At 49.5% G+C, this 24,196-nt stretch carries 19 protein-coding genes; 9 read left to right on the top strand and 10 right to left on the bottom strand.

Features of this window, described 5'->3' with window-relative positions; all coding sequences use genetic code 11:
• Positions 1–28: 28 nt before the first annotated feature.
• From ACN5NT_RS07930 to ACN5NT_RS07975, 10 genes are all read right to left on the bottom strand, one after another.
• Entirely contained in the window at positions 29–2,386 is a 2,358-nt protein-coding gene (locus ACN5NT_RS07930) for an FAD-dependent oxidoreductase (protein WP_419175068.1), read from the bottom strand.
• Positions 2,387–2,453: 67 nt separating this feature from the next.
• Positions 2,454–4,094: a glutamate synthase-related protein gene (locus ACN5NT_RS07935; RefSeq protein ID WP_419175069.1), complete on the bottom strand. Its 1,641-nt coding sequence runs from the start codon at positions 4,092–4,094 to the stop codon at positions 2,454–2,456.
• Positions 4,052–5,194: a class II glutamine amidotransferase gene (locus ACN5NT_RS07940; RefSeq protein WP_136797875.1), complete on the bottom strand. Its 1,143-nt coding sequence runs from the start codon at positions 5,192–5,194 to the stop codon at positions 4,052–4,054. Before ACN5NT_RS07940 ends, ACN5NT_RS07935 begins: the two co-directional genes overlap by 43 nt.
• Before the next feature lie 667 nt (positions 5,195–5,861).
• Positions 5,862–6,107 (bottom strand): twin-arginine translocase TatA/TatE family subunit, encoded by a 246-nt coding sequence (gene tatA / locus ACN5NT_RS07945; RefSeq protein ID WP_136797874.1) that lies wholly within the window; start codon positions 6,105–6,107, stop codon positions 5,862–5,864.
• A 60-nt stretch (positions 6,108–6,167) separates the two neighbouring features.
• A complete protein-coding gene (locus ACN5NT_RS07950) occupies positions 6,168–6,362 on the bottom strand; it encodes a twin-arginine translocase TatA/TatE family subunit (protein ID WP_136797873.1) in 195 nt (64 codons plus the stop codon).
• 154 nt (positions 6,363–6,516) lie between these two features.
• Positions 6,517–7,830, bottom strand: coding sequence for an amidohydrolase family protein (locus ACN5NT_RS07955; protein WP_419175070.1), 1,314 nt, complete (start codon positions 7,828–7,830; stop codon positions 6,517–6,519).
• Between the two features lie 118 nt (positions 7,831–7,948).
• Positions 7,949–8,803, bottom strand: coding sequence for a purine-nucleoside phosphorylase (locus tag ACN5NT_RS07960; protein WP_136797871.1), 855 nt, complete (start codon positions 8,801–8,803; stop codon positions 7,949–7,951).
• Positions 8,796–10,193, bottom strand: a complete 1,398-nt coding sequence (gene thrC, locus ACN5NT_RS07965; RefSeq protein WP_136797870.1) for a threonine synthase — start codon at positions 10,191–10,193, stop codon at positions 8,796–8,798. The genes ACN5NT_RS07960 and thrC overlap by 8 nt, the downstream gene beginning before the upstream one ends.
• Before the next feature lie 98 nt (positions 10,194–10,291).
• Positions 10,292–10,669 (bottom strand): ribosome silencing factor, encoded by a 378-nt coding sequence (rsfS, locus tag ACN5NT_RS07970; RefSeq protein ID WP_136797869.1) that lies wholly within the window; start codon positions 10,667–10,669, stop codon positions 10,292–10,294.
• 40 nt (positions 10,670–10,709) lie between these two features.
• A complete protein-coding gene (locus tag ACN5NT_RS07975) occupies positions 10,710–13,160 on the bottom strand; it encodes a DNA topoisomerase III (protein ID WP_419175071.1) in 2,451 nt (816 codons plus the stop codon).
• Between the two features lie 774 nt (positions 13,161–13,934).
• Between ACN5NT_RS07975 and rimP the strand changes: the two genes are divergently transcribed.
• The 9 genes from rimP to pnp all read left to right on the top strand — a co-directional run bounded on the left by rimP (position 13,935) and on the right by pnp (position 24,112).
• Positions 13,935–14,390 carry a ribosome maturation factor RimP gene (gene rimP, locus ACN5NT_RS07980; RefSeq protein WP_136797867.1) on the top strand — a complete coding sequence of 152 codons (456 nt, stop codon included), beginning with the start codon at positions 13,935–13,937 and terminating at the stop codon, positions 14,388–14,390.
• Positions 14,391–14,480: 90 nt separating this feature from the next.
• Positions 14,481–15,908 (top strand): transcription termination factor NusA, encoded by a 1,428-nt coding sequence (gene nusA / locus ACN5NT_RS07985; protein ID WP_419175072.1) that lies wholly within the window; start codon positions 14,481–14,483, stop codon positions 15,906–15,908.
• Positions 15,820–16,128, top strand: coding sequence for a YlxR family protein (locus tag ACN5NT_RS07990; protein WP_136797911.1), 309 nt, complete (start codon positions 15,820–15,822; stop codon positions 16,126–16,128). The genes nusA and ACN5NT_RS07990 overlap by 89 nt, the downstream gene beginning before the upstream one ends.
• Before the next feature lie 102 nt (positions 16,129–16,230).
• Complete coding sequence (gene infB, locus ACN5NT_RS07995; RefSeq protein WP_419175073.1) at positions 16,231–19,176, top strand: translation initiation factor IF-2; 2,946 nt, start codon at positions 16,231–16,233, stop codon at positions 19,174–19,176.
• 13 nt (positions 19,177–19,189) lie between these two features.
• The gene (gene rbfA / locus ACN5NT_RS08000; protein ID WP_136797864.1) at positions 19,190–19,609 is read left to right on the top strand and encodes a 30S ribosome-binding factor RbfA; all 420 of its coding nucleotides are present in this window, start codon (positions 19,190–19,192) and stop codon (positions 19,607–19,609) included.
• Entirely contained in the window at positions 19,578–20,594 is a 1,017-nt protein-coding gene (locus tag ACN5NT_RS08005) for a DHH family phosphoesterase (RefSeq protein ID WP_136797863.1), read from the top strand. The genes rbfA and ACN5NT_RS08005 overlap by 32 nt, the downstream gene beginning before the upstream one ends.
• Positions 20,595–20,617: 23 nt before the next feature.
• Complete coding sequence (gene truB / locus ACN5NT_RS08010; protein ID WP_228721325.1) at positions 20,618–21,355, top strand: tRNA pseudouridine(55) synthase TruB; 738 nt, start codon at positions 20,618–20,620, stop codon at positions 21,353–21,355.
• A gap of 211 nt (positions 21,356–21,566) precedes the next feature.
• Positions 21,567–21,836: a 30S ribosomal protein S15 gene (rpsO, locus tag ACN5NT_RS08015; RefSeq protein WP_136797861.1), complete on the top strand. Its 270-nt coding sequence runs from the start codon at positions 21,567–21,569 to the stop codon at positions 21,834–21,836.
• A 197-nt stretch (positions 21,837–22,033) separates the two neighbouring features.
• Positions 22,034–24,112: a polyribonucleotide nucleotidyltransferase gene (gene pnp, locus ACN5NT_RS08020; RefSeq protein ID WP_136797860.1), complete on the top strand. Its 2,079-nt coding sequence runs from the start codon at positions 22,034–22,036 to the stop codon at positions 24,110–24,112.
• Positions 24,113–24,196: the final 84 nt, after the last annotated feature.

A 24,196-nucleotide genomic window follows, 5' to 3' on the forward strand; every position in this document is an offset into this window, starting at 1 on the left:
GCTGAATATATCGGAAGCAGATTGACTGCTACAGCGGGTTCATGGTCCAGATACCGCAAGGGCAGGTATCTGCACAGAATCCACAGGCGATACATTTTTTATCGTCGGAGACATATTCAAAGTCGAAATCTGACTTGAATTCATATCCGTTCTGCGAACCGATAATTATCTCGCGGCGGGTAATGGCCCCGGTGGGACAGATGGTCTCACAGAGATGACAGTCACGACACGAAGCGCAGGAGAGGCATCGTTCCGCCTGATCCGTTTCGGTCGATCCCTTGGAACAAGGAGAGTAGTGATTAATGGTGAGTGCTCGTTTGCTGATAACCGATTTGTTAAACGGTTTGAACTCTTCACCTTTGCACTGGGCGATAATGAATTCGGCAGCTTCCTTACCGGCACCGAGTGCGTTGGTGGCAAGTCCTGGTTTTTCCACGTCACCGACGGCGAGTACATTGCCACTGGAAGTGACATGAGCCTTGTTGGTGGTGATCCAGGCGGCACCGCCCACTGTGATTGTCTCTACGGTATCAGGCAGGAACGAGAGAGCCGGTACATCACCGATAGAGATAAAGACCGATTGAGCCGGAATCAGGTCACCTTCGGCGGTTATCAGCCCCTCTTTGGTGATTTCCTTAGTGGAAACAGGCCAGCGAAATTGGGCGCCAAGTTCCTGGGCTGCCTCTTTTTCCTTGCCGAAAGCAAGCGGTTTCTGGATATCCACCAGGGTGACTTTCTCTGCACCAAGCCTATACGCTTCACAGGCAACGTCACAGCCCACATTACCGGCACCGATCACAACCACCTCACGGCCCACTTCCATCGGTGAGCTGCTCTTGGCTGATTTGAGGAAGTCCAGCGCGGCGGTTACATTCTCGTGACCAGGGAACTGCAGACGACGAGGCTCGTGAGTACCAATTGCAATAACTACGTAGTCGTAGTCCTTCTGTAATGCGGTGAACTTCTCCTTGCTCATCTCGGTATTCAGACTTACCTCGATGTTTTCCATGGAGTTAAAACGCTCAATCTCAATGTCCCAGATAGCCCGGGGGAGTCTCTCCCAGGGGATAACCTGGGCAAGCTTACCGCCAAGCTGGTCACCTGATTCGAAGATATGTGCGTGGACGCCGGCCAGAGCCAGCTGCCAGGCAACACTCATTCCTGCAGGGCCGCCACCGATGATGGCCACTTTTTTGCCGGTAGATGCTTGAGCTTCAGGGGCATGAAAGTTACCGACAGCCCGACCGAGAATATGCATGTCGATGGAGTCGTCAACACCTGTTCTGGAACAGTTCTCCATACAGAGGTTCGGGCATACGGCGCCGCAGACGGAGGCTGGCAGCGGGGTGTAGCGGAGCAGCATTTCGTAAGCTTCATCCGCTTTTCCTTCGCGAATGAGTCTCAGCCGGTCAATGGTCGGTATATGTACCGGGCAATAGTAGGTACAAGGGGCGGCTGATTCCTGATTGGCCCAGAAAGGTTTTTTGCGGCGCAGGTCGTCGGTGACGATTGCTGTAATCGGGCTACGATCAAGGCCCGGGGCCAGATCGCGCAGCGGGTCGCCGCCGAAAGCTTTGTTCCAGTGCTCGTTGCGGAACTCAGCCATAGGCATAGGTCCCGACCACATCAGGGCGCGCTCCTGTGGAGTAATGGCGATCAGGATCTGCCATTCATCACGCTTGGTGAGGGTCTCAAGCAATTCTTCCCGGCCAATTTTCTGCAGGTAGCCGGCCATATTTTCAGTAAGCCACTGCCATTGCTCGTCGTTAGGTACATCAAGCCGGGCATTGTTACGGGAAAATGAGCTGTCGGTTTCACCGCGGAAGTAGATTGTACCACCAACCATACCGACACAGGGACGGTAGCCGAGGACATTCTCCGGGGTTTTGGCATCGATACCGCAAACTACAGCGATACCGCCACAGTTGAACTCGGCAAAAGAGTCACCGGTCGAACCGAGAACCCAAAGCTCGGGTTTTTCATAGGCCGGGTTCCACTTGGTCATGGTGAGACCGCGGGCACCAATTGAGCCGGCAACGTATACTTTACCAGCGGCCATGGCGTTACAGGCGCCATTGGTGGCATCACCGATAACGGTAATTTCCGCGCCGATGTTCAGGTAACCGAGGTCGTCTGAAGTTGCACCTTCACATTTGATGGAGGTGCCGGGTAAACCCATACAGCCGAGACGCTGCCCGGATGGGCCTTTAACATTGATGTCGAGTCCGTCCTCGTGTTGAAGCCGGATACCGATATTATGCTGGCCGTATGTTTCTAATAGCAGGGATGAGGACTCAGACGCAGCAGAGCGAACCATCTTCTCAAACTTCATTGAGCTGATGCGTATTCCGTTGTTGTCGAGACCTTTTATAACAGTCGTAGTCACTGATAACTCCTCATGTCAAGTAACGGAGTATATTGAACTCCGTTACGTCTTTGTTCATTATGTCGGTCTAGCAGACGTATTTGATTTGCAGCCTTTCTGCGGCAGCTTTATCTGCGATACCCAGGGCGTCGGACATACCGACCGGCAAACACTGGGAGCGTCCGAGCGGAGCCATGATCTTCTTGACCTCAGTGTTGATAGACATATATACGTCTGCAACGCGTTCGGCGACCTTGTCCGGGTCAAGACGTCTGTAAAGTTTCGGGCTCTGGCTGGTAATGCCCTTCGGGCAGATACCGGTGTTGCAGACGTTGCAGCGGTTCTTCTCGTTGCCGAGGCAGCCGCCGACGGCCTGCATGATATATTTACCGATATGGACACCTGATGCACCGAGCATAACGAGAGCCATGCCGTTCTGGGCAACGTTACCGTTTTTGCCGATACCGCCGGCTGCAAAGATCGGGATCTCGTTCTGCTTGCCCTGTGCTGCGAGATCGAGATAACACTCGCGGACACAGGAAGCGACCGGATGACCGGTGGCATCCATGGAGACGTTATAAGCCGCTCCGGTTCCGCCGTCGATACCGTCTATCATCAAGCCGGCTGCGTATGGGTTACGAACCAGGTTGTTCAATACGGATTTGGCAGAAGTTGATGCGGAAATTTTAGGATATACCGGCACTTTGTGCTCAAACGCTGTGGAGAGGGTTTGAACCATTTTCATGACACTCTCTTCAATGGAGTAGAGAGTCTGATGAACAGGAGGTGAAGGCAGATCAACAGCTTCCGGAACACCACGCAGGCGTGCAATCAGTTTGGAAACTTTATACCACATGAGCAGTCCGCCATCTCCAGGCTTGGCACCCTGGCCATACTTGATCTCGATGGCTGCAGGCATGCACTGCATCTCCGGAATGGCACGGATGATCTCATCCCAGCCGAAGTAGCCGGAAGCTATCTGCAAAATAATGTATTTAAGGTAAGGGCTTCTTAATACCCAAGGTGGGCAGCCGCCCTCTCCGGTACACATGACGACCGGAATACCGAGTACTTCATTACAGTAGGCGACACCCTGCAGCATTCCGAGCCACATGTTTGGCGACAGCGCACCAAAGGACATGGAGCCGATCACGAACGGAAATATTTCGCGGGTTGGTGGTATCCAGCCGCCGTTAATGGTTCTGTCGAGAAAATCCTCTGGGGAAAGTACGCGACCGAGGGTGGTGGTGACATTGAACTCGTGACGACCTGCATCGAGCGCAGGGTCAGTCAGCATCGAAATACGGTCGAACATGATGCGATCGAGCAGGGTCGGACCCTCAACATTTCTACGGCCGCCGCGCTTGTTCGGTTCACCTTTCTGGTTGTTGAAGAATACTGAACGATTTTCGTTGGAATTCGGCACCGGCATGATTGCCTCATTGGGGCAGACCATGGAACACATGGAGCAGCCAATGCAGGCATTAGCCATCTTGGTTCTCTGACGAATTCCGACGAAGGTTTTATAATCGCTGCCACGTTTTTTGCTCAGCACATCTACACGAGGGACTCTTTGTCTCCGGTAGGTGAGGTGAATTGCACCTTTTGGGCATATGGCAGTACATTTTCCACACAGGGTACAGCGATCCTCCCGATGCTGGATGATCCACTGTAAATCAGTGTAGCTTAGGCTGCTTGGGGTAACGGTAACTGATTGTGTTGAGACCATATGGTTAATTCCTTTCTATGGGGAGGGATGATAACTGTATGTTCGCGCATTGGCTGGAAGTCGAGGGATGGGTCCCGGTCGGGAACCAGTGCGTCCACGCCACAAATCTCTGAGGCAATGGCCCAGGCGCCATCACGGCCGCCAACGGTTGCCGGGCGCAGTTTCTTCTGGTCCATTACCAGCATGCAGGTTTCGTCCGGCAGGGTGCCGATGACAGCGTTGGGACCATCGATTACCAGGCGACGACAAACATTGCGCAGACCTTTTAAGAACTCTCCCTGGGGATGCTTTTCAAGCTCTTTGGAACTGAGTGGAGTGATGATATGTTTGTACGCCTCAAGCGGCAGCTTGAGCTGTTTGAGTGTGTAATGCAGGATATGGGCAAATACTTCAGAGTCACTCTGGTAGCCAATGTACCCTGGGATGTTTTTGCCAAGCAGCCAATCTTTAATGGGCACGAAGGCGGTGTTCTCACCATTGGTCATGGTGGCAATACCTTCGATGAAGAATGGGTGGCAGGCGTACAGGTTAATGCCGTAGTTGGTGTTCTGCCGACCCTGGGCCATACAGACACGCGACTTGATCTGGCCGTCCCATAAAGAGAGTGCGTTACCGATCTCAAGCGGCCAACCGACTTCCTTGATCATCGCAACATCAGGATAGAAGGAGAATACTGTCAGGTCGTTGTTGTTGTCCTCACCCAGCTTTCTTAAGGCGAGACGAGTGAGTAGCAATTCCCTTTCGCGCTCTTCCTGCGGTTTGTCTTTAAATTCAACAGGCATGCGGTAGGCACGAAGAAAGTATCTGTAGCGGTCTTTGGCTTCGATGAGTTCCGGACGCATGGTGAAACGATGGTCATATTTGAGCTCGTATCCGCGTTCATCCATGAACTCATCCATGCGCTGTTCCGCTTTTTTAGAATGTGCGATTCCGGAAAGAATCGGGAAGCGCGGATTGTATTTGAAATCTTCAAACTCCATCCCGCGAAGTAGCAGTCCAAGCCCGGAGCCATCATAACCTTCCTGCATGGCTTCCATTGCCTGTATCACTTCGTACGGGGAGAATGGTTCATTCGCTGTTTTTAGAGCTAAGCGACACATGGTTTCTCCTGCTGAAAATAAAGAAAGTAGCCCGGATGGGCTATGTTAAACGCGTCTATGAGGTACAAGCCGGGACGGGGATTCCTGCCGGATGAACAAAGACTAGAAAATTACGATACTGCGAAGTTGGATTTGTAGATTTAAATAAAATTCCAGAGAAAGTCAAGAAAAATACTATATTGTCAGATTTCTGGCAAAAATTCAGAATAATATTCAAAAATGTAAAAAAAGAGGTGCTCAATTGTCGGTATGGGCAATTACGGAGTAAGAGGAGCAGGGAGGTCATTCAATGAAAAATTGTACGGATTGGTTAAAATCAGGATTTTTTATCTGTAAAGATGGGGCAGGCGCCCTGTTTATCTCGTGAAATGTGAAGATTAGGCTGTTGGTGCCAGGAACTGTATATTGAGTTTCATCGTAAAGGTGGCACTATGATCTGAACTGAGCCTGATCTGGTGGAATACCAGTTGGAGGGCTCACCTTGCAGGACCCGGGTGGAGTGAATGATTCTCTGCCGACGGAAGTATTGCAGTTGAGAAGAAATGCAGGCCCAACACAGCTGCTTGAGATGCCGGTGCCTGGGGAGTGGTAGGAAATAAAAAACGCCAGTTACCTTAGCGATGGAGTCGCAGAGTATGCTGGCGTTTAAAAATCAGAGTGAAAGGGGCTATTTCAAAATGCGGCCGATGTCTTTGACCTGATCAACTTTTTCTTTGATCTCTGCGGCTTCTTTGACGCCTGGGATATCATCGACGATCTTCTTGGTTTCTCCTTCAACGTCACTGACGCCTTTTTTGAAAGAGGAGATGGCCTTGCCAAGTCCGTGTCCGATCTCTGGAAGCTTTTTGCCACCGAAAACGAGCACTCCTATGGCAAGAATTACAATTAGCTCAGGTGTGCCGAGTCCAAACATGATTTGCTCCTAAGGGGCTGTTGCTTCTAATGCGATGTAGCAAGAGGTTTGATCAAAAAACTAAGCGGTCTTGTCGCTGTTGTCTTTCTTGTCCTCATCAATTTTCTTGGGATCCTCTTCCTGACGGGTAGCCTCTTTAAAATTTTTAATACCTTTACCAATTCCGGAGCCGATCTCTGGAAGTTTACCTGCTCCAAAAATAATTACAATAATAACCAGAATAACGATGAGTTCCGGCATTCCAAGTCCGAACATATATTTACCTCGGCGAAAGAAATTACAATAAACTGACCATCTTTAGCCTAGACGGATGGTCTTAAAAAAGTGCCACTAGAATGTAGAGTAGAATCGACAGAAAGTCAAGGATGTTGGATTCCCGGCCGATTGCCCTGACAATTATCAAATTATGTCATGTGCTTTTTATGACTTGAGCGATTGCTGCAGCTTTTGCGAGAATTTTTTCCTCGTCAAGAGTGGTGAGTTTCCTGTCTCGCATGACGACCTTCCCGTTAATGACCGAGTGAAGCACATCCCCGCCCCGTGCAGCATAGACCATGTGTGATGGTATATTATAACAGGGCGTCAGGTGAGGCTGATCGAGGTCGATGACGATGCAGTCCGCTTTTTTGCCAACCTCCAGCGTGCCGATATTCTGGTCGGCATTCAAGGCTATCGCACCACCTATGGTGGCGGCAGTGAGAGTGGTTTCCGCGTCCATCACGGTGGGATCACTATGCATTGCTTTATGAATTTTTGCCACACTGTTCATCTCGCCGAACATGTCCACATCATTATTAGAAGCGCTCCCGTCAGTGCCGAGAGAGAGGTGGGCTCCGGAATTGAGGAGTTCCACCACCGGGGCGGTACCTGAGGCGAGTTTCATGTTGGATTCAAGGCAGTGGCTTATTTTTACTCCGTTGCTGGCAAGGATTTCAATTTCCTCATCATCCAGCTTAACACAGTGTGCTGCCAGCACATTGGGGCCAAGTAGATTAAGTGACTGCAGATGCCGAACCGGTGATTTGCCGTATCGTTCCGTACAGGTATCAACTTCTGACTGATTTTCCGAGAGATGGATATGGTAGATGCTGTTTTCCTTCGCTGCAACTTCTCCCAGTCTTTCCAGTAGTTCCGGTGAGCAGGTGTAGACACTGTGCGGATCGGCAGTAACAGTGATTAGCTGGTCGTCCCGGTAGTGATCGAACATTTCCTGAATATAGCTGAAACCATTCTCCAGTGCACCGTAGCAGGGTGATGGGAAATCATAGAGAACTTCACCAACCCAGCAACGCATACCGGCAGTTTGTGCTGCTTTAGCGACCTCTTTCGTGAAGAGATACATGTCACAAAAGCTGGTTGTGCCGGATTTAATCATCTCTGCGATAGAGAGCAGCGTTGAATGGTAGACGATTTCCGGTGTAAGTTTGGCTTCCGCCGGAAAGATATGGTCCTGCAGCCAGGTCATCAGCGGCAGGTCATCGGCGATACCCCTGAAGCATGCCATTGCAGCGTGGGTGTGGGTGTTTACCAGCCCTGGCATCACCAGGCCGTGCGGGGTGTGAAGATGTTCGGCTTGCGGGTATTTACCGGTGAGTAACCCGGTGGGCGCTATTTCTGTTATGGCGTTACCTGTTACAGCTACTCCGTGGTTATGGAGCACAGAGGACTGGCTGGCGGCAGGGAGCAGGTACTCACCGCTTATTATGAGATCCGGTTGTTCCATGGGATACTCCAGAAAGAAAATAAGATTTGTGAATACAGCCTATTGAGATCTTGATTGGCTGTGAACATACCACGACAGCAACCTGGTCGCATCTCGATTTCGCCATCGACAGGGTGACCTAAATGGAGAGTGATGGCAATCTGCGGGTTACCTCTGTAACCAGCTGCTGAAGTTGCGGAGTTACTTTGGCAGCAGTCGCTATAATGTCTTCAAGCAGGATCGGCTGAAAATTGTCAGGATCGTTAACATTGGAAACAACCGAGAGACCGAGTACTTCCATGCCAGCGTGGCGCGCTACGATCACCTCCGGCACAGAAGACATTCCCACAGCATCCGCTCCGGAATCCCGCAGCCACCTGGTTTCCGCAGGCGTCTCCAGACTTGGGCCTGGTATACAGGCATAGGTCCCGCTTATCACGTTTTTCAGGCCGCAGGTTGTGGCACAATCCATGGCTGTTTTAATAAGGCCGGGGTGGTAGGGCACTGAAAGATCTGGAAAGCGCGGTCCCCACTCATCAATATTTGGACCACGAAGGGGATTTTCGCCGAGGAAATTCAGATGATCTCTGATCGCCATAATAGAGCCGGGAGCGATGATCGGGTTGAGGCCGCCGGCAGCATTGGTGAGAATGAGTAGTCTGGCCCCAAGGAGTGACAGTACCCTGATGGGAAAGGTCACTTCTTTGGTTGAGTAGCCCTCGTAAAAGTGAAATCGGCCTTGTAGTACAGCCACCTGCTCACCTTCAAGAGTACCTATAATCAGGTTACCCTGATGGCTTTCAACGGTGGAGGCAGGAAAATGAGGTATTTCAGAATAGGGAATTACCAGCGCATTTTCGACTTTGTCGGCAAAACCGGAGAGCCCGGTACCAAGCTGGATCACAGTGCGGGGCATAAACGGGAGTGTGTCACGAAAATGGGCGACACACTCCGTTACTTTCCTGACATGAGCTGCAAAGCTTGAATCAGCCATGGCGAGCGTGGTTTTTCAGGTATTCCGCAATACCTGCTTTGTCTGCATCCATCAATTCGCAACGGGCTTCCCGATCGGCGAGCCCTGCAATTGATTCGGGGATATCAGGGTCACGGCCGATGGCGGTGTGAACAACATCACCAAACTTTGCCGGATGGGCAGTGGCCAGGCAAACAATCGGGATTCCAGTACTCCGGTGTTCCTGGGCGGCTTTAACTCCAATTGCGGTATGCGGGTCGAGGACGTAATTGAATTCCTGGTAAAAAGATCGAATGGTTTCTACCACCTGATCTTCATTGACAGCATACGTGCCGAAGTCACGACGAATCTGGTCCTGATAGGCATTCAGGTCAATTTTCCCGCTTGTCGCAAATTCTTCCATGAGTTCCCTGGTACGTTCGGGTTCGCTATCCATAAGGTAATAGAGGTAACGCTCGAAGTTGGATGCAGACTGAATGTCCATGGAAGGGCTGGAGGTCTGCACAACATCACTGAGTGAGTAATCTCCCGCACTTACGAAACGGCTGAGAATATCATTGGAGTTGGTTGCAAGGATAAGGCGTCGTATAGTTCCTTCCGGAAGCATGCGTTTGGCAATATATCCTGCGAAAATGTCACCGAAGTTGCCAGTTGGCACGGAAAAATCAACGGAAGCCAGCTTTTCGTGGGAGTTGACGTGCAGGCAGCTCCAGACATAATAAACAACCTGGGCGAGCACCCTGGCCCAGTTGATGGAGTTAATGGCCCCCAGGTGATATCTGTTCTTGAATTCTACATCTCCGAAAATGGACTTAACGATGGCCTGGCCATCATCAAAAGAACCCTTGATCGCGATGTTGAAGACATTGTCATCGAGCACGGTGGTCATCTGCTTTTCCTGCACTTCGCTTACGCGCCGGTGCGGATGCAGAATGAAGATGTTAATCCGTTCCTTGCCTCGCACGCCATAGATGGCAGCGCTGCCAGTATCTCCTGAAGTGGCTCCGAGAATGTTCAGGAAAGAGTCATCCTTTTCAAGTAGATATTCGAAAAGATTGCCAAGAAACTGCAGCGCCACATCCTTGAAGGCCAGGGTCGGACCATGAAAGAGCTCAAGGATATGCAAATCGCCGCAATGAACGAGTGGAGTTACCTCGTCGTGGCTGAAGCTTTCATAGGAGGCATTGATGAGGTTACGCAGGTCGCTCGCAGGAATGTCATCAATGAAGCGCGACATCACCTCATAAGCGAGCTCACTGTAGCTTAGCTCCTGCCAGGCCGTAAGTGTCTCACTGCCGATTCTCGGGATCGTTCTCGGCAGCAGCAGTCCGCCATCTTCTGCAAGTCCCATGAGGACTGCTTGAGTAAAGGGAATATTACTTACTTTGCCACGTGTACTGATGTATTGCATAATCTATCTGTCCAAGGTGTTGAATTTGGCAGCTCATGGGAATTCAGGATGCAGTGGAGACTGCCAAAGTGAAATAGTCTGGCCAGTACAGGTGTCAGTTACTGGTCTTCGACGTTGATTCGGGGGGCGTCATGCCACAACCCTTCCAGATCATAGAACTCACGCTGATCATAATAAAAAATGTGAACAACGACATCCCCAAAATCAAGAAGAACCCACATTCCGTCCTGAAGACCTTCTGCCCTTGAGGTTTTAACACGTTTTGAGCGCATCTCACCTTCAATAGCCTCGGCGAGTCCCTGGACATGACGGGTCGAACGGCCGTTCATGATTACAAAAAAGTCAGTAAAAGACGCTTTACCTTGTACGTCCAGAATTACAACGTCTTCAGCCTTGGTATCCAGGGCAACCTGGGCACATGTTTTGGCCAGTTCCAGCCCGCTTTTATCGCGGTATTCTTTTTTTAGTTTTCTCATAGTATTCTTGCCCCGAAATCTGTAGGGGCGGTGAAATTTTTTATGCTGTTTTACGCTGCTTGCGCGGTGGAAACTCAAAACTGATCTTGCCGTTTTTCCCGAGCAGCAGATACGCGTCAAAAGGTTTTCTCTTTTTAGATATAAAGCCTTTTATCAACTCTGTTTTGCCATCAGTCAAGAGTTGCTTGATATTTGCGGACGATATTTCTTTTGAAAGAATGATTTTTCCGATTTTCAGTCCCTTGTCCTTGTCACCATCTAAAGCGGAAGCAGACATATAGCCCGCAGGTGTTTCGTAAACGGGGCTTCCGTCAATTGGCGATTGTCCAAGCGGTGTTGATTTTTTGATTTCCTCAATATCTATATCATCAGTCGAATCAGCAAAGATGAATTCAATTTTTTTGTTGTAGCGAACCGAAGCGGTGAAAGGTTTGCCGCGTTTTGAACGGAAATCGCTGTATGGTCCGAGTGTCTCGCCTTTGATAAGGCGAACTATCTCATCGTCACTCATTACCCGCCCACCGAGGATCTTGCGGATGGTGATCTTTTCGTCTTCTGAGATCCAGGCTGTAGGAGAACCGAAAAACTTGACTCCGTCAACCGGGCTGAAGGGTGCTTCCTGACGAACCTCTGTGGCTTCAAAGTTTTTTATCTGGTCAATGATATGCCTGGTGAGATCCCGGATCTCCTTCATGAACTTTTCGCGGGTAAGCTGCCCTTTCAGGATCTGGTTAAGCTTATATTCCCATTCACCAGTCATTTCCGGAGAGGCGAGAACCTCAATTTTCATGGCTTCCAGCAAGGATAACAGCTCAAAGGCTTTGCCGGTGGGAGTCAGGTCCTTGCCCTCACGAACAATATACTTTTCCTTGATGAGTTTCTCTATGATCGCCGCACGGGTGGCAGGTGTGCCAAGCCCACGCTCTTTCATGGCATCGGCGAGTTCTTCGTCATCAATGAATTTATCGGATTTTTCCATCGCCGACAGGAGTGTGGCTTCTGTATATCGCGGTGGCGGGGTAGTCTCCTTGTCTTCTTTTTCGATGGAGTCACAATTGACCTTGGCGTCTGGAGCCAAGGGGGCCAGCAGCTTTTCGTTCTCACCAGACTGACCTCCGCCGTAAATGGCTTTCCAGCCTGCGTTCAGAAGAATCTTGCCCTCGGTGATGAAGGTCTCCTTTTCAACGATGGAGGTCCGCCTGGTGTTCATATATACAGCTGCCGGGAAAAAAACTGCCAGAAAGCGCTGAACAACCATCTGGTAAATTTTCAGCTCTGGTTCAGAAAGTTCCTTGGGCAACAGGCTGGTGGGCATAATCGCATGGTGATCGGTAATTTTCTTATTGTCGAATATGCGTTTGTCTTTTTTGATGTAGCCCTTTTCAAGAGCCTCAGCTGCAAATTTACCATATTGCCAGCCTTTTTGCTTTTTAACAGTTTCCGTGGCGGTTTTTACATAGTCTTCAGGCAGGTTCCGGCTGTCAGTTCTCGGATAAGTGAGCACCTTGTGCCGCTCATACAAGGCCTGGGCCAGGCCAAGAGTATTTTTGGCAGAAAAACCGAAACGGGAGTTCGCCTCACGCTGGAGTGAGGTGAGGTCGTAAAGTTGTGGTGAACGCTGGGTTGACTCCTTGCTGGTTTCGGTAACCTCGGCGGGCTTGCCTGTACATTTGTCTACGATTGCCAGCGCTTTCTCAGGTTCCCAGATCCGGTCGGCTTTAGCGTAGGAGTTGGCCGGGTCTTTTCTAAAACCAGTATCTATCCATTTCCCGAGATACTCCTGCCCATCAGCTGCAAAGGTTGCAGTCAGGGTAGAGTAGGGAACCGGCTCAAACCCCAGGCGGACTTGCTCACGTTTTACTATGAGTGAAAGGGTCGGGGTCTGCACTCGCCCGCAGGGAGTAAGGAAAAAACCACCTTTCCTTGAATTGAAGCCGGTAAGGGCTCTGGTTGCATTGATGCCTATCAGCCAGTCAGATTCTGAGCGACAGAGAGCGGTGTCCTCAAGCGGTACCATCTCTTCATTCTGCCGCAGATTGTCAAAACCTTTCTTTATTGCATCTGTGGTCATCGATTGCAGCCATAGACGCTTGAAAGATTTTCTGGCTACGGAGTTGTTCCAGACGTAATTGATTATGTATTTAAAAATCAATTCACCTTCGCGACCGGCATCACAGGCGTTGATTATCTCAACAACGTCTTTTCTGCGGATCAGCTTCTGCAAGGCATTTAATTGGGATTTTGTTCCGTCCAGGCCCTTGAGGGGAAATGATTCGGGGAGAATTGGCAGGTTTTCCATTCCCCATTTCTGGTAATCCGGGTTGATTTCTTCCGGGTAGCAGATGGATACCAGGTGGCCTATGGCATACGAAACTATATAATCATCACTTTCAAAGTGAGTTTTCGTCTTTTTGAATTTGCCTGGCAGTACCTTGACGAGATCTCCGGCGACACTTGGTTTCTCGGCAATTATGAGAGTTTTTGCTGTCATGTATTTTATTATAGGGGGCAGTGAAGCAAGGCGAAATATCTGGGCCAGCCGTTTACCCTGGAAGATTATTGATCAGGTGACAGAATGTTATGTGTCTTGGCGTGTTAACGCAACTCTTGAAGCAGGTTTTTTTGCCTGTGAATGAAAGTACATCATAATGAATAGGAAAAACCAACCATCCCGGAATTGAAAGATGTTGTATATATCTGCGTCAGGTTTGTCAAATGGATTTTAAAATATTTTTACCATTCATCCGGTTTCACCACTTTATGAATTTCCTAATAAAGGCAAGTAAATATAGAGGTATAGTTGGTGGCAAAATGGTTACCTGCAACCCATAGGTAAATGACCGCTGTTTAAATCTTGCTTCTTGCGTAACAGACAAAAGCAGTTAAATTTTCAGGAGTGGAATAATCTGATAAGCTCTGATCTTTCTATGTTTTGCCGATTCTCATTTTTGTTGGCCCTCTTGACAGGGAAAACGAAGTATGTTTTATTTGCCACATTGAAAGATTGGACTTTCGATCTGTTGAGGCAGATTGCAGGGTAGTTGCGTGAAAACTCCTTTCTTCAATTCGGGTTGGAGTCATTTACGTAAAATGCTCCGCTCGACAACGCCGGTATACCTCCAGCAGGTGTCTCTGCAGGAAGGCTTTGGAAAGTGGGCTTTGCCCGCTTTTTTTTATGCCTGAATGATGATGCCGGTATATCAGGTGCCGCCGTGAGGCATGGGCCTAAAGGAAAATTCATCGCTTTCGTAGCGGGTATTGGCTGATGAGCGACTTTATAATTGAAAAAATTGAAGATTTTGCAGCAACTTTGCTGCCCTCCATGGGACTTGAACTGGTTGATGTTCAGTTCCGAAGAGAAGGGCACGGCTGGGTTTTGCGGATTCTTATAGATAGTGAAGAGGGAATAACTGTTGATCATTGCGCTGATGTCAGTCGTGAAATGAGTGATTTCCTCGACGTGGAAGATCTGATTGATTATCCATATAATTTAGAGGTCTCCTCTCCAGGTATTGAGAGGCCTTTGAAGTCTCTTGCCGATTACCAGCGGTTTGCCGGCAAAAAAGCGCGCATCAAGCTGCGGGAAGCTGTTGGCGATCAGAAAGTGTTTGTGGGAGTTATTCAGCAGTCAAATGATGAGCACGTAGAATTGCAGCTGGAAGACGAAAGTACCGTGCAGCTGCCTTTTGAACTTATCAGGAAAGCCCGTCTGTCACTGTAGTGTTCGAAGGGTGAAAGACAATTGCGTTACAACTGAGTGCGAATGTCCTCCCGTAAAGAGGCAGGAAGCAATAAGCATGGAGCAAAAAAAATGGTATCGGAGCTTAAACGCATAATCGATCAGATCAGCAGAGATCGCGGATTCGACAAGCAGTTGCTGGTTGAGGCCATTGAGGAGGCGGTACAGTCAGCTGCGCGTAAAAAGCTTGGCAGCCGGCGGGATATTGAGGTTCGCTACAACGACGAATACGGCGAGGTAGAGGTCTTTCAGTTCCGAAGTGTCGTCGAAGTGGCTGAAGATGAACAGACTGAAATTTCATATGAAGAAGCTATAAGCCTGGACCCTGATGTACAGATGGGTGATGAGCTTGGCGAAAAGATGCAAAATATTACCGATCTCGGTCGTATTGCTGCACAGTCAGCCAAGCAGGTAATCATCCATAAGATGAAAGATGCCGAGCGTGAAGTGATTTACGACATGTTCAAGGATCGACAGGGTGAGGTTGTAAGCGGTATTGTGCAGCGCTTTGAACGTGGCAATATGATCATCAATCTGGGTCGTACCGATGCTATTTTGCCGAAGGATCAGCAGATTCCCAAGCGTTCCTTCAAACAAGGTGACCGTATCCGCGCCTATCTTACTGAGGTGCGTCAGACCGCACGTGATTCACAGCTGGTTCTCTCCAGGACAAATGATGAGTTCCTGGCTAAGTTGTTCCAGATGGAAGTGCCGGAGATCTCTGAGGGCATCGTACGTATCATGGGCGTAAGTCGTGAGCCAGGCTTTCGTGCCAAGATTGCAGTGAGCTCCTCAGAAAGTGACGTTGATCCGGTAGGTGCTTGTGTCGGAATGAAGGGTTCAAGGGTGCAGAACGTTGTCCAGGAACTTCAGGGTGAGCGGATTGATATTGTAACCTGGTCCCCGGATCCGGCTAAATATGTTTACAATGCGCTTGCTCCAGCTCATGTAAGCATGGTTCGGGTTGATGAGGACAATAACTCTATGCTGGTGGTTGTTCCAAACGATCAGCTCTCTTTGGCAATTGGCAGGCAAGGACAGAATGTACGACTTGCTTCCCGGCTATTGGGCTGGAGAATTGATGTGAAGAGCGAGCAGCGCTGGAATAATCTCCAGGATGCCGGTTATCAGACAATTCTGGCTCTTGACGGAGTTGATGAGTCGCTTGCTGATCAACTTTTCGGCAAAGGTGTCCGCTCTGTTGCTGATCTTGCCCAAAAGAGTGTCGAAGATCTTCTGGTGATTCGTTCTCTCGGCAATGAGTCTGCAGCTGCATTGATTGAGGCCGCTAAGGTTGCAGCGGCGGCCATGCCTGAGCTCTCTGAGAGCGATCAGGAGGCTGAGGAAGAGACATCGGTAGAGGAAGAGGTTGCCAGCGAAGTGGTAGGAACCCTTGATGAAGACGTTACCGATGAGGAACGTGAGGAAGCTCGGGAAGCTGAAGAATCTGGCGACGCAGAGGGTGGGGACGAAGTCTCCGAGGAGAAGCCTGAAGCGTAAGAATAGGTGTTGTGTGGCGGAACCGGTACGAACTTGTGTGGCTTGTGGCCGCAAAGATATAAAAAGCAACCTTCAGCGTTTTGTCTGGCGAGGTGACTCGCCGATAATTGATGAAACTGGTCGGGAAACCGGTCGGGGTGCATACTGTTGCAAGGTTGAACGTTGTCTGCAGAGGTTCGTAAAGCAGAATAAAAAATGGAAAAGAGTATTTCGCCTTTGAGGAAATAGTATCTATAATAGCTCTACAGTGATGATCCATCTTATGATGATGAATCGGTAAGAGCTCTGAGTGCTAGGAGAGAAGGAAATACGGGAGTAAAGAATGAGCAAGGTTAGGGTTTACGAACTGGCCAAGGAAGCCGGTATGAGTGGTAAGGCTTTGGCAGATAAACTCATAGAAGCTGGCTACGACATTAAGAGCCACAGTTCATCAGTCGATGAGGAAACAGCTGCCAAAATCCGTACTACGGTATTGAAAGACTCAGATACCAAAATGGTTGAAAAGCGGATCAGCGGTGATCAGGGGTCGACTGTTATTCGCCGCCGATCAACCGTAATCCGTCGTAAGGCGAAGCCACAGGACGAGTCTGTAGAAACAGCGTCGATGGATGATGTGGCGCCAGAATCGACTGCTGAAAGTGTTGATGCCGAAGCTACGGTAGCGGATGCGGTTGCAGAGTCTTCTGTGCCAGAAAAAGAAATTGAGGCAAAAGAGCCGGAGCAAGGTGCTGGTGAGGCGGAGATTGATGCTGAACCTGCGAAGAAACAGCCCGTCACTCCCCGGGCCGAGAACGTCGCCAAGGTTATCAGTCGTCCTGTACCTCCCAAGCCTGCTAAAGTTGAAAAGAGTCGTTCTCCGGAGCCAAAACCGGAGCCTAAGTCTGAACCGGCAATTTCCAAACCGGAAAAAAGTGTCGTCAGTGAAGAATTAAAGCAAGAAAAAGAAGCTGTTGACCAGCCGGAAAAATTGGTGAGAAAAGAAAATACTGAAAAAGTTGTGGTGCAGGAACCTGTTGTAGAAGAAAAGCAGCCTACCGCGCCCTCAAAACAGGACCAGCCTTTAAAGAAGGTAGAAGCAGATAAGCCTGCCAGGCAGGAAAAGCCAAAGGCAAAACCTGCTGCCCAGCCGCAGCGCCGTGGAATGGCCAAAATTGTTGGTACTATTGAGTTGCCAAAAGAGCCGGAAAGTAGTCATCCATCACGACCTCGTAAAAGGCCAACAAAACCTGCACCGAGTCGCAGACCAGCGCGTCCGGATCAGCCAGCTGCTCCAAGTACCCCTGCTCAACCAGTTGCAGATGATGCACGTGGTAAAAAACGTGGTAAGAAAGGCGCCGTTGTCAAAGAAGATGATCGTAATCGCAGACCGGCTAAAGGCGGAAAAAAAGGTGGCAAGAACGTAAAATTTACCCACTTTGGCAATGACTATAGCCGCAGCCAAGGTAAACGTGGGAAAAAAGGCAGAGGGCAGAAAGAGCGTGTAGTTCAGCCTGTAGCCGAGATGAAGGCCAGTAAACGCCGTATCGTAGTTTACGATACCATCACAGTAAGCGAGCTTGCTGCCCGCATGCGCATCAAGGCCAGTGAGGTAATTGCCAAACTGATGGGCCTCGGTGTCATGGCGACTATCAACCAGGCTGTTGATGTGGATACCGCTATGCTGATTGCCGCTGACTTCGGTTATGAAGTCGAGCAGGGAATTACCGAAGAGATCGGTATCCAGATGCTTGATGAGTCCCAGGAGGGTGGAGAACTTGTGTCACGCTCACCTGTCGTTACAGTTATGGGGCACGTTGACCACGGTAAAACATCTATTCTCGATGCCATTCGAAAAACTGATGTGGCTGAGGGTGAGGCTGGTGGTATTACCCAGCATATTGGTGCATACCATGTTCGCTCAAGCGCTGGTGACGTTACTTTTGTAGATACCCCAGGCCATGCCGCGTTTACCGAGATGCGTTCCCGTGGTGCCCAGGTAACTGACCTCGTTATTCTGGTTGTTGCCGCTGATGATGGTGTGATGGATCAGACCCGTGAGGCAATCAATCATGCCCAGGCTGCTGATGTTCCCATTCTTGTTGCGGTCAATAAGATCGATAAAGACAATGCCGATCCGGATCGTGTTAAGCGTGAACTTGCTGATTATGACCTGATTCCTGAAGAGTGGGGTGGTCAGACAATCTTCTGTGAGACTTCTGCCAAGAACAATATCGGCATCGATGAGCTTATGGAGTCCATTCAGCTCATGGCTGAAATACTTGAGCTCAAGGCTGACAAACAGAGAAAAGCCAAAGGTCGCGTAATTGAGGCTAAGCTTGACAAAGGTCGTGGTGCGGTGGCAACCGTACTCGTCCAGGAAGGTACCTTAAATAATGGCGACAACTTTGTCGTGGGCATGCATGCCGGTAAGGTTCGGGCAATGTTCGACGACCGCGGACGTACCATCAAGACAGCTGGTCCTTCTATTCCTGTAGAGGTTCAAGGTCTTTCAGGTGTACCGCAGGCAGGTGACGAATTCGTCGTTGTTACCGATGAGAAGATGGCTAAGAACGTCAGCCAGGTTCGTGCGATGAAGGCACGTGAAGCTGAGCTTGGAGCCAACAGCAAGATTTCCCTCGACAAGCTCTTCGAGAAGATGAGCGAAGGAGAGGTGCAGGAACTGCGGGTTATTCTCCGTTCTGATGTGCAGGGTACTCTTGAGGCCTTCGCCAAGGCAGCAGAAGAACTTTCCACCAAGGATATTAAAGTTCGCGTGCTGCACGAAGGCACCGGTACCATTACCGAATCCGATATCCTGCTGGCATCTGCTTCTGAAGCAATTATCATCGGCTTTAACGTTCGTCCGACCGTTAAAGTAAAGGAACTTGCCACCAAGGAAAATGTCGATATCCGGTCTTACGACGTAATCTATCATGCGCTGGACGATATCCGTAAAGCGATGGTGGGTATGCTGGAGCCGACTTACAAGGAAGACGTTATTGGTCTTGCTGAGGTTCGTGAAACATTCAGTGTACCGAAAATCGGAGTTATCGCCGGTTGTAGTGTCTCCGATGGCAAGATTCAGAGGAATGCCGGTGTTCGCGTTCTCAGGGAAGGTGTGGTTGTTTACACTGGCAAAATCGGTTCTCTCAGGCGCTTCAAAGACGATGTTAAAGAGGTCGCTACCGGTTATGAATGTGGTATCGGCGTAGAGAACTTTAATGATATCAAGGTAGGTGATCATCTCGAAGCGTTTGTAATGCTCGAGGTGGAAGCGACCCTGGACTAGTAGTTGGTGAAGTGTGAATATCTGGGATCCGAAAGAAACGCTTGACTCCATCGGCCTTGGCCGACAGGAGAAGAAGCGGCCCGCCCGTGTGGCCGATGTAATTCGTAACGAACTGGCAGTGCTTATGCTCAGCAAGGTCCGTGACCCGAAACTTGGAGAGGTGAATATCTCCAGAGTGGAGGTTACGGACGACCTGAAAATAGCCCGCGTCTTTTTTACCCTGTTAAGTGGTAAAAAGCGGGCTAAAGGGGCAGAGAAGTCGTTGCAGAACGCAAGAGGTTTTATGCGCAGTCATCTGGCTAAAACCCTGAACCTGAAACATACACCTGACCTGCAATTCAGGTATGACGACAATGCCGACAAGGTGGCTCACGTTGAATCACTTTTTCAGGAAATAGAGAATGAGCGAAAAGACCGCAGCGAAGATTCCTGAAAAAATAACTGAAGCAATCAGGCAGGCTGAGAGTATTACCCTGTTAACCCATATCCATCCTGATGGTGATGCGCTTGGCTCTATTTTGTCATTCGCCGACATTCTGGAGGCGATGGGTAAACGGGTAATGGTATTTCTCGAAGAGCCTGTTTCCGAACTGTTCAGTTTCCTGCCCGGCACAGAGCGTGCCAATAACGATATAGATACGGTCATCACCGAGGCAAGAGCCGCAGGTGATGGCCACATCACCGTTGCACTTGATTCAGGTGATGACCGACGGCTTGGCGTTCACATGGAAGACCTGTTGAAACTCAGGCCGTTTCTCGTTATCGATCATCATAAATCTCATAAGGATTATGGCGAGTTTCGCTGGGTTGAACCGGGTGCGTCTTCAACCGGCGAGATGATTTATGAACTCGCTTTGGCTCTCGATGCCGAAATATCTTATGAGGCTGCTGTAAATCTCTACGTGGCGATTTGTACCGATACCGGCTCTTTTCGTTATGAGTCGACAAAACCTCGCACATTCCGCGTCGTTGCCGAACTCTTAGAAAGAGGCGTCAAGCCGCATGAGATTTCCCAGAATCTCTACGACAATGTCAGTCTGCCGAGAATTAAGTTGCTCCAGCAGGTGTTAAGTACCCTTGCGGTTTATGATGGCGGTCAGTTGGCCTTTGTCCACGTTACCCAGGAGATGCTGGAGAAAAGTGGCGCAACCTCTCACGATGTAGAGGGTTTTATTAATTACCCTCGCTCCCTTGGCACAGCTAAAGTTGCGGTATTTGTGAAAGAAGGAACCGAGGGTACAGTTTCTGTCAGCCTCAGAGCAAAAGGCGAGTGTGATGTGGCAGATGTTGCAGCAGACTTCGGTGGGGGCGGCCATAGAAATGCCGCAGGGTTCCGTTTTCAGGACAAAACCGTGGATGAAGTTCACTCGCTGGTGCTGCAGAAATTACGCTTGCGTTTAAAAGATCAAGCGGAATAGCCTTTCCGTAATTACATATATCAATGTCAGATTTTTATGCCGGAGTATTTTTGATCGACAAACCGGTCGGTCCTTCGTCTTTTACCATGGTTCGCCACGTTCGAAAGCTGCTTGGCATTAAAAAGGTCGGTCATGCAGGAACGCTCGATCCATTTGCCTCAGGGCTGCTGATTATTTGTGGCGGCAGACCTGCGACTCGCCTGATCTCATCTTTCATGGATGGAGAGAAGGAATACGTGGCTACACTCTGTCTTGGAAGGCAGACAAGCACACTTGACCCTGAGGGTGAAGTCGTTGGTGAAGGAGCGGTTGGCTACCTGAGCGAACGTCGTATTGAGGAATGCCTCGCCTCTTTCAGGGGTGAGCAGATGCAGGAACCACCCGCATATTCTGCTCTTAAATATAAGGGTAAACCACTCTATTATTACGCTCGTAAAGGTATAGAGGTGAAAAAGGAGCCTCGCAGAGTTAACATCCTGGAACTTGAGCGCATAGATACCAAAGGTGATTTATGTGGGTATCATCCTGAATTTCAGATTCGCGTGGTGTGCAGCAAGGGAACGTATATACGAACCCTGGCAGCTGATATAGGTACAGCCTTGGGTTGCGGTGCGTACCTAACAGGATTGCGGAGAACCAGAAGCGGTCCATTCACTATAGAAAATGCAGTCAATGGCCAGACACTTTCCGACCCTGCTGAACGTGAGAACATCATGAAAAGCATGTTATCGGTAGAGGATGTCGGGAATCTGTTGCAATAAATGACAGAGTTGGCTACTTTAATATGTTTTGTAGTTGTATTATAGATTATAGGTGACTTTTTGGGACACGCCACCTGCTCCCAAGCCACCTGCCGGTTCACATTGGGGACCGTATTTTTATCAGAGAGCCTATCTAACTCTGTGATGAAAATGAAGCCGAAATTAATGATATCGATTGATTAGATTGAGTATACAGTACAGGAGGAATGTTGTGGCACAAACAACAATTAAGAAAAACGAAATTATCGAAAAACATAAAATCCATTCTTCAGATACCGGTTCTTCAGAGGTGCAGATTGCTCTTTTGACCGACCGTATCCAGTACCTGACCGAGCACTTCAAGACACACAAGAAGGATCATCACTCTCGTCAGGGCCTTCTGAAGTTGGTTGGACAGCGCAGAAGCCTGCTTGATTACCTCAAGAAAAAAGACGTAAACAAATACAGAGCTCTTATTCAGGATCTCGGTATTAGGAAGTAGTCAATGCCAGTGTTGTTGGTATTCCCCTACGTACGTTAGAGCCATTGTATGCCTCAGGCTGTGCCATAACCCGGCTACGGTCTGAGGTTTTGTCTTTATAGGAATTCCGGAAAATAGAAAAGCATACGGGGCTGGTGGATAATCCAGTCAGTACAATGGCAATTGCATTGCCCTGATGCTGAATAATTGGAGAAAATATGTTTACACAAGTCGAAACCGAAATCAGTGGAAAGAAAATTTCCATCGAAACCGGTAAAATTGCCAAACAGGCATCAGGATCAATTGTCATCAAATGTGGTGGCACCGTAGTTCTGGTAACCGTAGTTGGAGCGAAAAAGGCGCGTCCTGACGCTCCGTTCTTTCCTCTTACCATTGAATACCAGGAAAAACTCGCCTCTGTCGGCCGTATTCCAGGTAACTACTTCCGTCGTGAGATTGGTCGTCCGAGTGAGCACGAAATTCTCACCTGCCGCATTATCGACCGTCCGCTTCGTCCGCTCTTCCCTGAGGGGTATATGGCGGAGACCCAGGTCATCGCTACTGTACTTTCTGCAGATCAGCAGAATAACCCTGATGTACTGGCTCTGACCGGTGCATCTTGCGCGATCACCCTGTCTGACATCCCGTTTGCCGGTCCTGTGGCTGGCGGCCGTGTTGCCTGTATCGATGGTCAGTTCCTGCTCAACCCAACCGCTAAAGAACTTGAAAAGTCTACAATGGATATCGTCGTTGCCTGTACCAGAAACGCGGTAGTCATGGTTGAAGGTAAGGCTGACGAGCTGACAGAAGACGAGGTCCTCTCTGGTATCTTCTATGCCTATGAGAATCTTCAGCCGCTCATCGACATTCAGGAAGAGCTGCAGAAAACCAACGGCAAGACTAAGCGTACAGTTGATGCTCCGGCGGTTAATGAAGAGTTGATGGCCAAGGTACGCGAGATCGCTGCTGAGGGCATGAATGAGGTTGTAACCTGCAGCGACAAAATGAAGCGCTACGACCTCTACGATGAACTCAAAGAGAAAGTCGTTGCCGAACTTGAGGAAGAAGGTCAAAGTGGTTCTGAGATTTCAGACTATCTTTCTGACTACAAGAAAGATCTGATGCGTTCCAGAATCGTCGAAGAGGAAGTTCGTATCGACGGAAGAACCTTCGACCAGGTTCGTCCGATCAATTGCGAAGTTGCCTGTCTGCCAATGACCCACGGTTCGTCACTTTTTACCCGTGGTGAGACCCAGGCAATGGTTACCGCGACACTTGGCTCCGAGCGTGATCAGCAGCGTATTGAGACCTTGCTCGGTGAGGTCAACAATCGTTTCATGCTTCACTATAACTTCCCTCCATACTGCGTGGGTGAGGCTCGCATGTTGCGTGGACCTTCCCGTCGTGATATTGGTCATGGTACCCTGGCATTGCGCGGTCTTTCCGCTGTAATGCCAAGCGCAGAGGACTTTCCGTATTCCGTTCGTGTGGTTTCCGAAGTTCTCGAATCTAACGGTTCATCCTCCATGGCAACTGTCTGTGGTGGTTCCATGGCACTGATGGATGCCGGTGTACCGCTTAAGAACCCAGTTTCCGGTATTGCGATGGGGCTGATCAAGGAAGGAGAGAAGATTGTAATACTTTCCGATATCCTTGGTGATGAAGATCATCTTGGCGACATGGACTTCAAGGTTGTCGGTACCCGCGACGGTTTGACTTCCCTGCAGATGGATATCAAGATTGATGGTGTTGATCGCGATATTATGGGTCGTGCTCTCGAGCAGGCCAAGGCAGGACGTATTCACATCCTGGAGGAGATGGGCCAAGGTATTTCCGAGTCCCGCGAAGAGGTTGCAGACCATGCACCGAAATACTTCGTCCACAAGATCAATCCGGATAAGATTCGTGACATCATCGGCCCTGGTGGCAAAATCATCAAAGGGCTTTCAGAAGAGTTCGATGCCAAGATTGAGGTTGATGACAGCGGTCTGGTGAAAATGTTCACTGTCAACGGCACCCTTGGTGACGCCCTGATCGCCAAAGTCAAGGAACTCACTGCAGAGGTAGAGATTGGTGCAGTTTACAAGGGTACCGTCAAAACCATTAAGGATTTCGGTGCTTTTGTAGAAATTCTGCCGGGAACCGATGGTCTTGTTCACATCTCTGAGCTTGACACCAAGCGTGTTGCTAAGGTATCAGATGTGGTGAGCGAGGGTGACGAGATTGAGGTAACAGTCCTTGATGTCGACAACCGCGGCCGTATTCGTCTCAGCCGTAAGGCATTGCTGAGTGACTGATCACTGAAAAGGGATCAGATTTGATATTAAGCCGGCTCTTTATGGGTCGGCTTTTTTTTTCTTTTTTTTTCATTTTGAACCAGG

Origin of the sequence: Desulfosediminicola sp. (assembly GCF_048381775.1) — a bacterium.
Taxonomy (GTDB): Bacteria; Desulfobacterota; Desulfobulbia; order Desulfobulbales; family Desulfocapsaceae; genus Desulfopila; species Desulfopila ganghwensis.